Origin of the sequence: Delftia sp. DLF01 (genome assembly GCF_014852125.1) — a bacterium.
GTDB classification, from domain to species: Bacteria; Pseudomonadota; Gammaproteobacteria; order Burkholderiales; family Burkholderiaceae_C; genus Comamonas; species Comamonas acidovorans.
This window is the reverse complement of the sequence record NZ_JACVAZ010000002.1, coordinates 1,004,125-1,019,592: the sequence shown is the minus strand read 5'-3', so window position 1 is coordinate 1,019,592 and position 15,468 is coordinate 1,004,125. Positions and strand designations below refer to the sequence as shown.

13 protein-coding genes are annotated in these 15,468 nt (G+C 69.5%); 7 read left to right on the top strand and 6 right to left on the bottom strand.

Annotation, left to right across the window (positions count from 1 at the left end; genetic code table 11):
- Positions 1-202: 202 nt before the first annotated feature.
- The 3 genes from IB269_RS13060 to IB269_RS13050 form a co-directional block, all read right to left on the bottom strand.
- The gene (locus IB269_RS13060; protein ID WP_012203054.1) at positions 203-496 is read right to left on the bottom strand and encodes a DUF3567 domain-containing protein; all 294 of its coding nucleotides are present in this window, start codon (positions 494-496) and stop codon (positions 203-205) included.
- A gap of 205 nt (positions 497-701) precedes the next feature.
- The gene (locus tag IB269_RS13055; RefSeq protein WP_192367333.1) at positions 702-1,862 is read right to left on the bottom strand and encodes a DUF3108 domain-containing protein; all 1,161 of its coding nucleotides are present in this window, start codon (positions 1,860-1,862) and stop codon (positions 702-704) included.
- 167 nt (positions 1,863-2,029) lie between these two features.
- Positions 2,030-2,809 carry an IclR family transcriptional regulator gene (locus IB269_RS13050; RefSeq protein ID WP_012203056.1) on the bottom strand — a complete coding sequence of 260 codons (780 nt, stop codon included), beginning with the start codon at positions 2,807-2,809 and terminating at the stop codon, positions 2,030-2,032.
- Positions 2,810-2,935: 126 nt separating this feature from the next.
- Between IB269_RS13050 and IB269_RS13045 the strand changes: the two genes are divergently transcribed.
- The 3 genes from IB269_RS13045 to IB269_RS13035 all read left to right on the top strand — a co-directional run bounded on the left by IB269_RS13045 (position 2,936) and on the right by IB269_RS13035 (position 6,024).
- Positions 2,936-3,958: a fumarylacetoacetate hydrolase family protein gene (locus IB269_RS13045; protein ID WP_034390060.1), complete on the top strand. Its 1,023-nt coding sequence runs from the start codon at positions 2,936-2,938 to the stop codon at positions 3,956-3,958.
- Positions 3,955-4,968, top strand: coding sequence for a TraB/GumN family protein (locus IB269_RS13040; protein ID WP_192367332.1), 1,014 nt, complete (start codon positions 3,955-3,957; stop codon positions 4,966-4,968). The genes IB269_RS13045 and IB269_RS13040 overlap by 4 nt, the downstream gene beginning before the upstream one ends.
- 81 nt (positions 4,969-5,049) lie before the next feature.
- Complete coding sequence (locus IB269_RS13035; protein WP_192367331.1) at positions 5,050-6,024, top strand: Bug family tripartite tricarboxylate transporter substrate binding protein; 975 nt, start codon at positions 5,050-5,052, stop codon at positions 6,022-6,024.
- A 209-nt stretch (positions 6,025-6,233) separates the two neighbouring features.
- Here IB269_RS13035 and IB269_RS13030 read toward each other — a convergent pair whose 3' ends face one another.
- Positions 6,234-8,009 (bottom strand): ABC1 kinase family protein, encoded by a 1,776-nt coding sequence (locus IB269_RS13030; protein ID WP_192367330.1) that lies wholly within the window; start codon positions 8,007-8,009, stop codon positions 6,234-6,236.
- Positions 8,010-8,099: 90 nt separating this feature from the next.
- On the bottom strand, positions 8,100-10,178 hold the full coding sequence (locus IB269_RS13025) for a molybdopterin-dependent oxidoreductase (protein WP_192367329.1): 2,079 nt from the start codon (positions 10,176-10,178) through the stop codon (positions 8,100-8,102).
- Between the two features lie 198 nt (positions 10,179-10,376).
- Between IB269_RS13025 and IB269_RS13020 the strand changes: the two genes are divergently transcribed.
- From IB269_RS13020 to IB269_RS13005, 4 genes are all read left to right on the top strand, one after another.
- Complete coding sequence (locus IB269_RS13020; RefSeq protein ID WP_012203062.1) at positions 10,377-11,534, top strand: ABC transporter substrate-binding protein; 1,158 nt, start codon at positions 10,377-10,379, stop codon at positions 11,532-11,534.
- 26 nt (positions 11,535-11,560) lie between these two features.
- Positions 11,561-12,769 (top strand): M20 aminoacylase family protein, encoded by a 1,209-nt coding sequence (locus IB269_RS13015; RefSeq protein WP_192367328.1) that lies wholly within the window; start codon positions 11,561-11,563, stop codon positions 12,767-12,769.
- A 61-nt stretch (positions 12,770-12,830) separates the two neighbouring features.
- Positions 12,831-13,610 (top strand): ABC transporter ATP-binding protein, encoded by a 780-nt coding sequence (locus tag IB269_RS13010; RefSeq protein ID WP_192367327.1) that lies wholly within the window; start codon positions 12,831-12,833, stop codon positions 13,608-13,610.
- Between the two features lie 115 nt (positions 13,611-13,725).
- Positions 13,726-13,980: an acyl-CoA-binding protein gene (locus IB269_RS13005; protein WP_012203065.1), complete on the top strand. Its 255-nt coding sequence runs from the start codon at positions 13,726-13,728 to the stop codon at positions 13,978-13,980.
- A gap of 82 nt (positions 13,981-14,062) precedes the next feature.
- On the opposite strand, the gene IB269_RS13000 is transcribed toward IB269_RS13005, so the two are convergent.
- On the bottom strand, positions 14,063-15,085 hold the full coding sequence (locus tag IB269_RS13000; protein ID WP_192367326.1) for an isopenicillin N synthase family dioxygenase: 1,023 nt from the start codon (positions 15,083-15,085) through the stop codon (positions 14,063-14,065).
- Between the last annotated feature and the right edge of the window lie 383 nt (positions 15,086-15,468).

The following is a 15,468-nucleotide window of genomic DNA, read 5'->3' as shown; positions in this document are numbered from 1 at the left end:
ACACAGGCGTGACAAGACCATCTCACAGATGGTCTTCAAATCTTGAACCTGCGCTCAGGATTCTAGGCAGGAGGCGCAGGCTGCGGATCGGTGAAAGCACCAGGGTCCGCGCAATGGCCGCGCCCAAAGAAAAAGCCCGCCGCAGAGAACCTGCGGCGGGCTTGGCACGCGGCCCCTTCAGGGGGCCGTGCGCTGTGTGCTGTCAGTGGACCACGACGGGCTGCTGGGCCAGGCCTGCGTAGCGATCCAGCGCGTCTTCCACCTCTTCCTCGGTGGGGGCGTCGAGCTGCCAGGCAATGATCTGCTTTTGGAACATCTCGGCCCAGGAACCGTCCAGGTAGACCTCCTTGCCCGAGCGCTTGTCCACGATCTCGAAGCCGTGGCGTGGCAGTTGGCGGGCGGTGTCGACTGCCTCATTGCCAGCCGTTGCATCCGGATCCATGTCGGGACGCAGATGGAGCACCACAAAAGATTCGGAGTCGTAAAGCATTTGCATGGTGTTCCCTTTCTGGCCCGTTGCCGGGCGTCGCACAGCCTACATGGCTGCGAAGCGCCGGATTTCAAGAACCGTGGGGGTCCCGATCTATCACAGGCACTTGCATGCAGTATTCCACGGATTGGCATGCGCGGCGGCGTGCGCCGCAGGCCGCGCTGTGGTAGGCGGGCGGCAGCGGTGCCTGCAAGTGCCGGCCTACCCGCGATCAGGGTGCCTGGCGGCCCTTGAGCTGCAGGTCGGCGAAGTCGCCGTTGTCCTGCGCCAGCCGGATGCGCACGGGCAGGTATTGCATGGACGGCGCCAGCCACAGCGAGGCCTGCTGGTCATCGCCGGCCGCCGCGATCTTGTCCAGCCGCAGCGCCTGCGTACTGCCCGAGGGCAGGTCCAGCGTCTCGGTCTCGCCCACGCGGAAGGTCCAGCGGTCGGCGCGCCGTGCGCTGACGGTGATGAAGCTGATCTGCGTGCCCGCCGGGTAGCGCTGCGGCGCCGCCGCCAGCAGGGCCGACAGTTGCAGGAACACGCTGAGCCGGTCCTGCGCGCCGGGCGCGATGGCGGCATCGGGCGCGCCCGTGCTGAAGTGCGCCAGGTTCTGGTCGAACGCCAGCTGCGCCGATTGCTCCTTGCGTGCCTTGTCGTTGAAGCGGCTGGGCTCCAGGCCCCTGTCGGTGATGCGGCCTTCACTGGTCTGCGAGCGCGAGCCCAGCAGGAACAGGCTGACTTCCTGGCTGGCCTGGTACTGGCCGTTGGCATGGCGCCAGACCAGCTCGGCACTGGCCGAGTAGTTGAAGCGCTTGGCCTGGCCGGTGACGGCGAACGACAGCCGCGCGGGATCGGGCATTTGCACGGGAACGGGGGCGTCGGAGGCCAGCGGCGTGCCATCGGGCGAGGTGATGGCCATGCCCTGGGCCGGGCCGGCCGAGGGAGTGGGCGGTGTTTCGGGTTCGGGCTTGGGAGCGGGCGGCGCCGACGGCGTGGCCGGGGTTGCCCCGCTGCCGGCATCGGCGGTTTCAGAGGCTTCCGATGCGGCAGGCTCCGGCGCTGCGGCCATCGGCAAGGGCTCCACGGTTTCGCGGATGGGCGTGTCCAGCGGCTCGGGCGCGGGTGCGGTGGGCGCGGCGGGTGCCGGGTGCTGGATCTTGGGGCGAGGCTGCTGCGGCTTGGGCGCAGGCGCCTTCGGTGCGGGTACGGGCGCTGCAGGCGGGGGGGCAGGTGGCTCGGGCAGGGACAGCGCCCGCGTCTGCATGGCTGCCACCTCGGTGTGCGGCGCCGATACCTGGCTCCACAGCGGCAGGCCCAGCAGGGCCAGGGCGTGCACGCCCAGCACCATGGCGGTGAGGGCGGGCAGGGCGCGCTGGCGTAGGCTCATGTCAGTTATCCATAGTGCTGCGCGCCACCCACAGCCCATGAAACCGGCGCGGCCCAAGGCCAGGGACAGCGAGCAAGGGCCTACGCCGGCCGCGCCGCCCCGCAGCGAGGCTGTCGTCCCCCTTCCAGGGGGAAGGCGCGAAGCGACTCAGGGGGTGTAGCTTCATCTCAGGCATTCCAGCCCAGGTCCTGGGACAGCTGCACGCAGGCTTCGCGCAGGGGCGCATCGATGGCGCCGCCGTATTCGGGGTCGAAGGTGGCAATCGAGCCCAGCGTGGTCAGGCCCAGCACGATATGGCCCGAGGAGTCGAAGACCGGCGTGCAAAAGGCCACGATGCCGGGCAGCACGGTATCGACCACGCGGGCGGTGCCGCGCTCGCGCACCTCGGCCAGCATGGCGTCTATGGCCTCGGGCGTGAGCGGCAGGTCCTTGCGCTGGATGCGGCGGGCCTTGTCCACTTCGGGCTCCAGCAGCGGGGCCGTGACCTCGCGCGGCAGCCAGGCCGCGAAGCAGCGCCCGGTGGCCGAGGCCAGCATGGGCATGACATCGCCCAGACGCAGGTTGGCGGTGACCGACTGGGCGCTTTCCTCCCAGTGCACGATGGTCGGCCCGTGGTTGCCCCAGACGGCGATGGCCGCCGTGTGGTGGATGCGCTCCATGAGTGCGGGCATGCGTTCGCGCGCCAGCCGCACGGGGTCCAGCCGGGCCAGCGAGGCCAGGCCCAGCTTGAGCGAGGCCGGGCCCAGGTCGTAGCGGGAGGTGCGCGCGTCCTGGGTGACCAGGCCGATGCGCTGGAAGCTCACGAGGTAGCGGTGGGCCTTGGCGGCGCTCATGCCGGCGTCGGACGCCAGGTCCTTGAGCATCTGCGGGCCCCGGGCGCGCGTCAGCGCCTCCAGCAACGTAAAACCGACCTCGACCGATTGAATCCCTGCGCGTTCCTTGTCCATTGCAATAGAATTTGGTTTTGTTTAGTTAAATCAATTTAACTTATCGTAATTCGTGGCTGCGTCGCCATGGGTATCCAGGCCGCTGCCCGGATGCCGTGGCGCGCGGCGGCGGCACGGGGGAGCAGCATGAAACTTGCCACATACAAGGACGGATCGCGGGACGGGCAACTGGTCGTGGTGTCACGCGACCTGAGCCAGGCCCATTATGCGACCGGCATAGCGAGCCGCCTGCAGCAGGTGCTCGACGACTGGAGCTACATGGCGCCCCAGCTGCAGGACCTGTACCACCTGCTCAACAGCGGCAAGGCGGTCCATGCCTTTGCCTTCGATCCGCGCCAGTGCATGGCGCCGCTGCCGCGTGCCTACCAATGGGCCGACGGCTCGGCCTACATCAATCATGTGGAGCTGGTGCGCCAGGCGCGCGGCGCCGAGGTGCCCGCCAATTTCTACACCGACCCGCTGATGTACCAGGGCGGCAGCGACGATTTCCTGGGCCCTTGCGACGATGTGGTGGTGCCCAGCGAGTCCATGGGCATCGACTTCGAGGCCGAGATCGCCGTCATCACCGCCGACGTGCCCATGGGCGCCACGCCCGAGCGTGCGCTGGGCGGCGTGCGCCTGGTCATGCTGGCCAACGACGTGAGCCTGCGCAACCTGATCCCCAATGAGCTGTCCAAGGGCTTCGGCTTCTTCCAGTCCAAGCCCGCCACCTCCTTCAGCCCCGTGGCCGTGACGCTGGACGAGCTGGGCGACGCCTGGAAGGGCGGCCGCCTGCACCTGACGCTGCAGTCCACCTGGAACGGCCGCAAGGTCGGCATGTGCGATGCGGGCGAGGACATGAGCTTTCACTTCGGCCAGCTCATCGCCCATATCTGCAAGACGCGCAATGTGCGCGCCGGCTCCATCGTGGGCAGCGGCACCGTGAGCAACAAGGGCGTGGAAAGCGGCAAGGGCAAGAACCGGCGCATGGAGTGGCCCAAGGGCTACAGCTGCATTGCGGAGAAGCGCTGCATAGAGACCATCCAGGACGGCGCGCCCAAGACCGAGTTCATGCGCTTCGGCGACACCATCCGCATCGAGATGAAGGGCAAGGACGGCCAGAGCATCTTCGGCGCCATCGACCAGAACATCGTCGAGCCTGCCGAATGAGCCGCGTCTGCGCACCCTGGTGGCGCCTGGCGGGCAGGTCGCTGCGCGCCGGCCTGGCCGCGCTGGCGCTGTCGCCGCTGGCCGCGGCATTCGCGGCGCCCCCGGCCGCGGATCCCGTCACCTGCCCGCCCGAGGCGCGCATGCCCAGCCCGGACGAGATCCGCGCCATGCAGCGCAAGGCGCAGGACCGTGGACTGCTGTGGCGCATCGAGCACCGGGGCCGCACCAGCTGGCTCTACGGGACCATGCACGCGGCCAAGCTTGACTGGAGCGTGCCCGGCCCCACGGTGGCGGACGCGCTGCGCGCCTCCGACAGCCTGGCGCTGGAGCTGAACATCCTCGATCCCGAGGTCATGAAGGTCTTGTTCGCAGGCATGCAGGCGCGGCCCGATGCGCCGCCGCTGCGCGGCGACCTCCAGCGCCGGCTTGAGGAGCAAAGGCGCCTGGCCTGCGCCGGCCCCGAGCTGGCCCTGCTGCGCCCCGACGCCCAGGTGATCTCCCTGTTGTCGCTGGCCGGCCGCAGCGAGGCGCTGGACGCGTCCTATGGCATCGATTTCTCGCTGGCCGGCGTGGCGCTGGCCCTGGGCAAGCCCGTGCTGTCGCTGGAGACACCCGAGCTGCAACTGCGCGAGCTGGTCTCGGACGACCCCGCGCGCGTGGCCGAGACGGTGGAGTCCGGCCTGCGCCAGCTGGAAAGCGGCATCGCCTCCCAGAAGCTGGGCCTGATCGCACGCGTCTGGGCCGATGGCCGCATCCACCTGCTGGAGAGCCTGCCCGACTGGTGCGACTGCATGGCCAATGCCGCCGAGCGCGCCGACTACGACCGCATGGTCTATGGCCGCAACCCCGGCCTGGCGCGCGAAGTGGCGCGGCAGATCCGTTCCGGCCGCAGCGTGTTCGCCGCCGTGGGCGCCCTGCACATGGTGGGCACGCGCGGCCTGCCGGCGCTGCTGGCGGCCCAGGGCTTCAAGGTGCAGCGCGTGGAGTTCCCCGCAGCCAGCCCGCCCTGAAACACACGGCCGCCGCCTCCATGAACAAAAGCAACAGGGCGCGGCCAGGACCCATCCACACCCATCCCACAGGAGACAACAATGGACCGTAGACAATTCCTGGCCGCCGTGGCGGCCTCATCCGCCGGCATGGCCGCGCCTTTTGCACAGGCGCAGGACTGGCCCGCCAGCAACATCCGCTGGGTCGTGCCCTATCCGCCCGGCGGTGGCACCGACGTGCTGGCGCGCACCGTGGCCGAGGCCATGCGCCAGACGCTGAACCAGACCATCGTGGTGGACAACCGCCCCGGCGCCTCCACCAACATCGGCGCCCAGATCGTGGCCACGGCCAAGCCCGACGGCTACACCATCATGTCGGCCGACAACGCCGTGCTGGCCTACAACGAGCACCTGTTCAGCAAGCTGTTCTTCAACCCCGAAAAGGACTTCACCTACATCGGCGGCATCAGCCGCTTCCCGATGGCGCTGGTGGTGAACCCGAACTTCGAGGCCAAGACCTTCAAGGAATTCCTGGCCTACGTGAAGGCGCATCCGGGCCAGGTCAACTACGCCTCGCCCGGCAACGGCTCGCCCCACCACCTGGCCATGGAGATGTTCAAGAACCGCACGGGCACCTTCCTGACGCACATCCCCTACCGTGGCGCGGCGCCTGCGCTGGCCGACGTGATGGGCGGCCAGGTGCCCTGCATGTTCCTGGACCTGGCCTCTGGGCTGCCCGTGATCCAGTCGGGCAAGGTGCGCGCCCTGGCCATCGGCACGGGCAAGCGCGTGCCCAGCCTGCCCGAGCTGCCCACGCTGGCCGAGGTCGGCGTGCCCGATACCGAGGTCTATGCCTTCCAGGGCATCCTGGGCCCGGCCAAGATGCCCCCCGCCGTGGTGCAGCGCCTGAACGCCGAACTCAACAAGGCGCTGGCCAACCCCGCCGTGGTCAAGCGCATGCAGGACTTCGGCATGGAGGCGCTGCCCGGCACGCCCGAGCAGTTCCTGGCCATGTCGCGTGCGGAGTCCAAGCGCTGGGGCGCCATCATCAAGAGCGCGGGCGTGAAGCTGGACTGACCCCCTGAGGCGCTGCGCGCCTTCCCGTTGCACGTCGCCCGTTGCACGGCGCCCCTTCTCGCTTCGCGGAGGGGGCGTACGGGCAGCCGGCGACACCCTCGGTGCGGGGCGGCGCGGCCGGCGTAGGCCCTTCCTCGGTGTCTCTGGGTTGGGCCGTGGCGGGTTTGGGCGCTGGTGCCTTTGGGCGTTGCTCATCGCCAATCCAGCGATCAATCCAGCGCCTTCTGCCTGCGCATGGTGGTGAACAGGACGGCCAGGCTGGCGGCGGCGCCGGCCACGCCCAGGGCGGCGAAGAGGGGGATGCCCCACAGGCGCGGGCCCATGGTCAGCAGGCCGGGGGCCAGGCCCAGGATGAAGGCGCCGGAGACCACGGCCAGGGCCAGGCGGGTGGCGGCGCGTTCCAATGCCAGTGAAAGCCGGTCGATATGGCGTATGTCCAGGTCGGCCTGCAGCCGGCCCGAGCGCAGTCTTTGCATCACCAGCCGCAGGGTGTGCGGCGCGTCGTCGGCCAGTTCCAGCCACTGCGCCATGGCGGCGCGGCGCTGGCGCGCGAGGCTGCGCAGGGAGTAGCGCTGCAGCAGCTGGGCCTTGACCAGGGGCGTGGCCGTCTGCACCACGTCGAATTGCGGGTCCAGCTGCAGCAGCACCTGGTCGGCCGTGATCAGGGCCTTGAGCAGCAGCGCCATGTCGGCGGGCAGGGCCACGCCGGTTTCGCGGGCCAGGGCCATGAAGTCCTGCAGCGCGCGGGACATGACCAGGCGGCCGTTGCTGGCGCCGGGGCCATGGCGGGTCACGAAGCGGTCCACGGCGGCCTCGATGCGCGCGGCCGAGGGCGGGGCGCGGCCGGGCATTTCGCTTTCGGCAGCCCATTCCAGCAGCACGCCCGAGAGGCTGCGGCCCTGGCCCTCGACCAGGGCGCGCATCAGGCCCAGCACCTGGCGGCGGCGCTGGGGCGACAGCCGCCCGACCATGCCGAAGTCGATGAAGCCCACGCGGTTGCCGGGCAGGGCCAGCAGGTTGCCCGGGTGCGGGTCGGCGTGGAACAGGCCGTCGCGCAGCACCATCTGCAAAAACGCGCAGGCGCCACGGCGCGCCAGCAGCGGGCCGTCCAGCGCGGGGTCCGCACCCACGGCCGAGGCCGGCACGCCCGGCACGAAGTCCTGCACCAGCAGGCGCGGCCCGCTCAATGCCCAGTGGATGGCCGGCACGACGATCTCGGGCTGGGCCGCGAAGTGCCGCGCCACGGCGTCGCCGTTGTGGGCTTCGACGGTGAAATCCAGTTCCTCGCGCAGCGCCTGGCCCAGCTGGCGCGTGACCTCGCGCGGGCGGTAGCGTGCCAGCTGCGGCCATTGTTCCTGGGCCAGCAGCGCCAGGTGCTCTAGCAGGCGCAGGTCGGCCTCGATCTGGGGGCGCAGGCCGGGGCGCTGGACCTTGACCACGACTTCGATGTCGGCAGCGCTGGCCGCAGGGGTGCTGTCGCTGTCGCTGCCGCTGCCGCTGCCGCTGCCGTCCTCCTGGTCTTGCCGGTCATCCCGGTCTTCAGCCGCAGGCAGCCGCGCGCGGTACACCTGGGCCATGGAGGCCGAGGCCAGCGGCACGGGATCGAAATGCGTGAACACCTGCTCCACGGGCAGGCCCAGCGACTGCTCGATCAACGGCTGGGCCGTCTCCCAGGGCAGCGGGGCGGCGTGGCTGTGCAATTGCTGCAGGGCGGCCGTCCATTCGGGCGCGAGCAGGTCCGAGCGCGTGGCCATGATCTGGCCCAGCTTGACGAAGCTGGGACCCAGGTGTTCGAGGGCCATGCGCAGGCGCTCGGGGCGGCTGGCATCCAGTGGATGCTCGGGATGGGGCTGGCTGCCGCGCGGCGCGAAGCGGGCCAGGCCCAGCGTGTCGACCAGGTCGGCCAGCCCGAAGCGCAGCAGCACGCCGACGATTTCCTGCAGCCGGGCACGGTCGCGCACGGCGACCACGGCGGTTTGCAGCATGGGCATCTCCTGTCGGTGGTGGCAATGCGGTCCATTGTGCCGATGCGCCAGACGCCATTGCGCAGGAATCGCCCGTCTCCGGGGCGGGGCTCAGGCCAGCCGCTGCACCTGCACCGCGCAGTCGTAGAAGCTGGGCGCGCGGCCCAGGTCGGTCAGGCGCTGGTGGGTCAGCTCGTTGACATTGGTGCCGTTGTCGCCATGTTTGCGCCACCAGATGCCCAGGCCGTTGACCACGCCCCGGCGCGCGCGGCCGTTGAGGGTGGCGTGGCATTCGTAGCTGCCCCGGTCGTTGAAGACGCGCACGCGGTCGCCCTCGGCCACGCCGCGCGGGGCGGCGTCGTCGGGGTGCAGCTCCACCAGCGGTCGGCCTTCCATGGTGCGCAGGCTCTTGACGTTGACGAAGCTGCTGTTGAGAAAGTTGCGTGCCGGCGGCGAGATCATGGCCAGCGGGTAGCGCGCATCCGTTTCGGCGGTTTCGTAGTTGGGCAGGTAGTCGGGAAGCGGGTCCATGCCGCGCCGCGCCAGCTCGGCGCTGGTGAATTCGCAGCGGCCCGAGGGCGTGGCGAAGCCGCCCTCGGCAAAGGGGGCCTCGGGCAGGGTCAGGGTGGCAAAGCCCTTGTCCAGCAGCTCGTTGAAGTCCACGCCGCGCCCCTCGAAGGCTTCGCGGCACAGTTGCTCGTCTCCCGTCTGGAAATGGGCGGCGGCAAAGGCGTCGTCATGCCGCGCCATGTGCGCGGCCAGGTCGCGGAAGATCTGGCCGTTGCTGCGCGCCTGGCCCAGCGGCGCGATGGCGGGGCGGTTGAGCAGCACGTCGGTATGGCCGTAGCTGCCGTGGATGTCCCAGTGCTCGATCTGCGTGGTGGCCGGCAGCACGTAGTCGGCCAGGTCGGCCGTGTCGGTCATGAACTGCTCCAGCACCACGGTGAACAGGTTCTCGCGCGCAAAGCCGGCCACCACCTTGGCCGACTCGGGCGCCACGGCCACGGGATTGCTGTTGTAGACCACGATGGCGTCCACGCGCGGGCCGAAGCCGTTGCCGCCTTCGTGCAGCAAGGCGTCGCCGATGGTGCTCATGTTGATGGAGCGCGGGCGGCGCTCGCCCATCAGGTGCGGCATCTGCAGTCGGGCGCGCTGCGCGGGCAGGGCGCCCGAGGCGGACAGCAGCAGGCCGCCCGCACGGTGGCGCCAGGCGCCCACCAGGGCCGGCAGGCAGGCGATGGCGCGCACGGCATTGCCGCCGCCGCGCGCGCGCTGCACGCCGTAGTTCAGGCGGATGGCGGCAGGCGTGGTGGTGCCGTAGTCGCGCGCCAGCTGGCGGATCTGCTCCACGGGCAGGCCGCAGACCTGGGCCGCGCGCTCGGGCGGCCACTGCAGGGCGCGGGCCTTGAGTTCCTCCCAGCCCAGCGTGTGGCGCGCAATGTAGTCATGGTCCAGCCAGCCGTGCGTGATCAGCTCGTGCATCAGGGCCAGTGCCAGGGCGGCATCGGTGCCGGGCAGCAGCTGCAGGTGCTCGTGGCATTTGTCGGCAGTCTCGGTCTTGCGCGGGTCGATGCACACCAGGCGTGCGCCGTTGCGCTTGGCCTCCAGCGCATAGCGCCAGAAATGCAGGCTGCTGCCGATGCTGTTGCTGCCCCAGATGAGGATGAGCCGGCTTTCGGTGAAATGCTCCACGCGCATGCCCAGCTTGCCGCCGTAGGTCAGGTTCAGGGCCTCGCCCCCGGCGCTGGAGCAGATGGTGCGGTCCAGCAGCGAGGCGCCGAGCTGGTGGAAGAAGCGCCGGTCCATGCTCTCGCCCTGCACCAGGCCCATGGTTCCTGCGTAGCTGTAGGGCAGGATGGTTTCGGGGTCGCGCGCCGCCAGGGACTGCAGGCGCGCGGCGATGTCGGCCAGCGCCTCGTCCCAGCCCACGGGCTCGAACTGCCCGGAGCCCTTGGGGCCCACGCGGCGCAGCGGGGTGAGCACACGCTCGGGGTGGTAGCTGCGCTCGGTGTATTTGCTGACCTTGGCGCAGAGCACGCCGCCCGTGTGCGGATGGGCGGGGTTGCCCTGGACTCTTTTGGCGATGCCGTCTTCGACCGTGGTCACCAGCGAGCAGGTATCGGGGCAGTCATGGGGGCAGGCGCCCAGCACCTGTGAGGTGGCCTGGAGTGGGGACGAGGCGGAGGACATGGTGGCAGCGGTCTCGGACAGGGTGGGTACTTTGCGAAAAAACCGTGAAAAGCCGGGAAAACAGGAAAAGGCCGTCACGGGCAAGGGGCGGTGCCGGTCTTGCATGCCGCAATCGCCGCTTGTCTTTATTATGCGGACCCTTGCAGCCGGCTGCACGCAGCAACGGCGCCGATTCCAGTGACAAAAACAGGCAAGTTCATGCTCCGACCCAAGACGGCGTTCAGCCGCAGACAGTTCATCGCAGCCAGCACGGCTGCTGCCGCCACCTGGACCGGCGCAGTGCGCGCCCAGGACGCGGGAGGCACCATCGTGCTGGGCCAGTCCTGCCCGATGACGGGCCCCGCGGCACAGATCGGCCAGCCCTTCCATGAAGGCGCCAAGCTGTACTTCGAACAGCTCAACGCGCAGGGGGGCATTGCCCGGCGCAACATCGAATTGCGCGTGATGGACGACGGCTACGAGCCCGAGCGCTGCGCGGCCAATACCCAGCGCTTCCTGTCCGACGACGTGTTCGCCCTGTTCGGCTACGTGGGCACCTCCACCAGCATGGCCGCGCTGCCGCTGCTGCAAAAGGCGCGCGTGCCCCTGTTCGCACCGCTGACGGGCGCCGATGCGCTGCGCCAGCCCCAGCTGGCCCACCTGGTCTTCAACGTGCGCGCCTCCTACGCCGACGAGACGGCGCTGATGGTGCGCCACCTCACGGGCCTGGGCCTGAAGAAGGTGGCCGTGCTGCACCAGAACGATGCCTATGGCGAGTCAGGCCTGGCCGGTGTCAAGGCGGCGCTGGCCGCCAAGGGGCTGGAGCCCGTGGGCGCGGCCACGGTGGAGCGCAACTCGAACAATGTGGCGGCGGCCGTCAAGACGCTGGTGCCGCTGGGCGCCGATGTCATCGTGCAGATCGTCACCTACTCGGCCAGCGCGGCCTTTGTGCGCGCGGCGCGCCAGGCGGGCTTTGGCGGGCAGTTCTACAACGTGTCCTTCGTGGGTGCCCAGGCTTTGTCGGAGACGCTGGGCAAGGATGCCGAAGGGGTGGTCGTCACCCAGGTCGTGCCCTCGCCCTTCCAGACCTCGCGCCAGATCACGCGCGATTTCCTGGCAGCCATCCAGAAGGGCGGCGGCAAGCTGACGCCCAACTACTCCAGCATGGAAGGCTATCTGGCGGCGCGCGTGTTCGCCGATGCGCTGCGCCAGGCATCGGCCTCGGGCAAGCCCACGCGCGACGGCCTGGTGGCCGCGCTCGACGCCATGCATGGCCAGCAGGTGGCCGGCTTCCCGCTGGTCTTCAAGCCGCAGTCCGGCAAGCCGCGCTTCGTGGAGTTGTCCATGCTGACCGGCGACGGCAAGGTCCGGGTGTAGGCTTGCTGTATTCGAAGGAGAACCCCATGGCCTTGCTGCAGGAACTGCTGGACCGCGCACCCGAGATCACCGCGCTGCGCCGCGACATACACGCCCATCCCGAACTGTGCTTCGAGGAACTGCGCACCGCCGACCTGGTGGCCCGGCAGCTCGAAGGCTGGGGCATCGCCGTGCACCGCGGCCTGGGCCGCACAGGCGTGGTGGGCACCATCCACGGCCGTGACGGCGGCGCCAGCGGCCGCGCCGTCGGCCTGCGCGCCGACATGGACGCCCTGCCCATGCAGGAGTTCAACACCTTCGAGCACGCCAGCCGCCACGCCGGAAAAATGCATGCCTGCGGACATGACGGCCATGTCGCCATGCTGCTGGCCGCCGCGCAGTACCTGGCCGCGCACCGCGACAGCTTCGAGGGCACGGTGCACCTGATCTTCCAGCCGGCCGAAGAGGGCGGCGGCGGCGCGCGCGAGATGGTCGAGGACGGCCTGTTCACCCAGTTCCCCATGCAGGCCGTGTTCGGCATGCACAACTGGCCGGGCATGAAGGCCGGCACCATGGCCGTGGGCCCGGGCCCGGCCATGGCGTCGAGCAACGAGTTCCGCATCGTCGTGCGCGGCAAGGGCGGCCACGCGGCCATGCCGCACATGGTGATCGACCCGCTGCCCGTGGCGGCACAGCTCATCCTGGGCCTGCAGACCATCGTCAGCCGCAACGTCAAGCCCATCGAGGCCGGCGTGGTCTCGGTGACCATGGTCCACGCGGGCGAGGCCACGAACGTGGTGCCCGACAGCGTGGAGCTGCAGGGCACGGTGCGTACCTTCACGCTGGAGGTGCTGGACCTGATCGAGCGGCGCATGAAGACCCTGGCCGAGAGCATCTGCGCGGCGCATGACACGCGCTGCGAGTTCGAGTTCGTGCGCAACTACCCGCCCACCATCAACTCCGCCCCCGAGGCCGAGTTCGCGCGCCGCGTCATGGCCGAGGTCGTGGGCGAGGCCAATGTGCTGCCCCAGGAGCCCTCGATGGGCGCCGAGGACTTCGCCTTCATGCTGCTGGAAAAGCCCGGCGCCTACTGCTTCATCGCCAATGGCGACGGCGACCACCGCGCCATCGGCCACGGCGGCGGTCCCTGCACGCTGCACAACCCCAGCTACGACTTCAACGACCAGCTGATCCCGCAGGGCGCCACGTTCTGGGTGAAGCTGGCCCAGCGCTGGCTGAGCGAGCCCACGCGCTGAGGCCCTTGCAGGGTCCGGCCGACACCGGCATGTCACACACCGCACCTAGCATGCGGTCCCTGTGACCTCCATCGATTCCTCCACGGCCGCCGCGCAGGGCGTGGCCGTCCAAGCCCGGCAGCTCAAGCGCATCCACGGCGAGCGCGCCGTGCTCCAGGACATCAGCCTGCAGATCGCCCCCGGCGAGGTGCTGGCCCTGCTGGGTCCTTCGGGCTGCGGCAAGACCACCCTGCTCAAGATCCTGGCCGGGCTGGAGCAGCCCAGCCGCGGCGAAGTCTGGATGGGCGGGCAGTGCATGGCCAGCGCCTCGCAGTCCCTGCCGCCCGAGCGGCGCGAGCTGGGCCTGGTGCTCCAGGGCCATGCGCTCTGGCCCCATATGAGCCTGCAGGCCAACGTGGCCTTCCCATTGGAGATGCGCGGCCTGCCTCGCGCGCAGATCCACGAGCGGGTGCAGCAGACCCTGGGCCTGGTCGGGCTGCAGGGCATGGGCGAGCGCCTTCCCGGCAGCCTGTCGGGCGGCCAGCAGCAGCGCGCGGCGCTGGCCTGCGCCGTGGTGGAGCGCCCGCGCCTGGTGCTGCTTGACGAACCCCTGTCCGGCCTCGACTGCAACCTGCGCGAGCGCCTGTGCGAGGAAATTCCCCGGCTGCTGCGCAGCCTGGGTTGTACGGCCGTCTATGCGACCCAGGACCGCCAGCAGGCCTTGGCCGTCGCCGACCGCGTGGTCGTGATGGAGCACGGCCGCATCCTGCAACCGGGCAGCGGCCGGGGCCAGGTGCCGACCCCCGTGCCTTGCGAGGCCGACCGATGGCCCGTGACCGGGCACCTGTGCAGCGCAGCGTAGGAGCGGCATGGCCGGTCTCGGTTTGGATGACGGTGAAAAAAGCACGGTCGTTCTAAATTCCTGCTTTTTTGGCTACACTGTGCCGCTACACGAACCGCCCACCAGGAGACCCGCCATGTCCGATCTGAACGCCGCCTTCGAGGCCGCCGTCAAGAACTCCACCTCGATCAGCGAGCGCCCCGACAACGCCACGCTGCTCAAGCTCTACGCGCTGTACAAGCAGGCCACCGAAGGCGACAACGAGGCCAAGAAGCCCAGCTTCACCGACATGGTCGGCCGCGCCAAGTGGGACGCCTGGGAAAAGCTCAAGGACACCTCGGCCGACGACGCCAAGCAGCAGTACATCGACCTGATCGAGTCGCTGCGCTGATCAACACCACCACCGATCGCAGACACAGACAAGGCCCCGGACTCCGGGGCCTTGTCGTTTCCGGCCACGGCCCTGGCCGGGTTCAGTACTTGTTCGAGAAGTTCGCGCTGATGCGCTGGCGCAGGTACTCCGCGCCCGTGATGGGTGGGTACTTCTTTTGCGGTCCTTCGATCACCGCGTCCTCGTTGGCCTGGCAGAAGAAGGCCAGGCTGTAGCGCGCGCCCTGGTATTCATGGGGCAGGGGGTTGCGCACGCGGTGGAAGTTGCTGGGCAGCTGATCGTCGCTCCAGCGCGTGAGCATGTCGCCGATGTTGCAGGTGATCACGCCTTCCACGGGGTCCACGGGCGTCCATTGCTGGCCTTCCATCTCCTTGCCCGGCAGCACCTGCAGGCCGCCCTGGCCCGCGCGCTGGAACAGCAGGGTCAGGCAGTCGAAGTCGGTGTGGGCGCCTGCGCGCCACAGGCCCAGCTCGTCCTTGAGCGCAGGATCGACCGCGAAGTAGTGCAGCATGCGCAGCGTGCTCTGGTAGGCGGGCACCGAAGGGTCGTGGGCGCGCGTGAAGAATTCCGCATCAAAGCCCAGCTTGTGCGCAAAGCACGACAGCAGCTGCATGCCCACCTGCCAGCACTGGCGCTCAAAAGCCAGCGTGGCCTGCTGAAAGCCCGGCAGCTCCTGCTGCGTGGGCCACAGGCCGGCCATGCGCGGGCGCGTCATCTGGTAGGACTCCTTCTGGTCGGGCGTGCGCGTGGAAGGCCGGATCTGCGCCTTGTGCTCCCAGCCCGCATTGCGCGACAGCGGCCACTGCGCCTTCACCTCGCGCGGCAGGGCGAACAACTGCTCGGCACGCCTGAAGGCCGCATCGATATCGGGCTGGGGAATGCCGTGGCCCGACACCTGGAAGAAGCCGATCTCCACCGAGGCCTGCCAGATCGCATCGGCAATCTCGGCCTTGCGGCGGTCAAAGTCGGAGATGTCGATCACCCGCACCTCCCGTGCGCGCGTCTCCTGCCCCTGGCCGCCCATGCGGGCCTCCTTGGCGAGTTCGCCCAGCGCGTAATCTGAAGCCGGTGCCGAAGGCAGGGTGGGGTTGGCAAGCATGTTCATGGTCTGTTTCCTTTGCCGCAAAGGCAGTGGCAAGGCACGCGGCGGCCGGCGCAAAAAGACACCGATCCCGCCCGTCGCTCTTGAAGTGGCTGACAGGGCACAGGTCGCAGCCACGCCGCTCCCGCACCCGCTTCAAGAGCAATGACCCGCGCCGGCACAGGCCGGCAAGCTGAACGCTTCTACTCTTGCCAACCACCCAAGCAAACAGCGCGCCAGCCCGCGCAGGCCGGTTCATGGCCGCCTGCGTTCCATCGTGGTGCAAGAGGGCCGGGCAGCTTGGTGCACGCGCCGCATCGGAACCGTCTGGCACCAATCTGATGCATGCCCGCCGCGTCGAAAACCGGCGCGGCCCAGCCCAGTGACGCCGAGGAAGGGCCGCCCCG